Source organism: Sabulibacter ruber (genome assembly GCF_017355955.1).
GTDB lineage: Bacteria > Bacteroidota > Bacteroidia > Cytophagales > Hymenobacteraceae > Nibribacter > Nibribacter ruber_A.
The window spans coordinates 1-309 of the sequence record NZ_JAFFID010000075.1; the positions used below are offsets into that span (position 1 = coordinate 1).

Sequence of the window (309 nt, forward strand, 5' to 3'; positions counted from 1 at the left end):
GTGGATGTAGAGGCAGTCGGCCGGGTCGGGAAGCGCCCCCAGCCTGGAGACGAGCGGAGGCGGCGCGCCGAGCCGGCCCGGATGCAGCACGGCATAGCCGATGACGGCACCCCCCCGTTCGGCGACGCGGCAGCCCAGGGGGAACAGCGCCATGCGCTCTTCATAGACCTCGCGCCCCTCCGGATAGTCGAGGTGGACGATGTCCGCGACGCGCAGCACGCGGTCGATATCGGCCGCTTCCATCGCCCGCCACCGGGCGCCCGCCGGGGCCGGATCGGCAATCATCGGAATCTCCCTCGTGCTTCCACT

At 71.5% G+C, this 309-nt stretch carries 1 protein-coding gene; it reads right to left on the reverse strand.

Annotation, left to right across the window (positions count from 1 at the left end; genetic code table 11):
• On the reverse strand, positions 1-285 hold a 285-nt coding region (locus JT719_RS24510), incomplete at its 3' end, for a hypothetical protein (protein WP_207436412.1).
• Between the last annotated feature and the right edge of the window lie 24 nt (positions 286-309).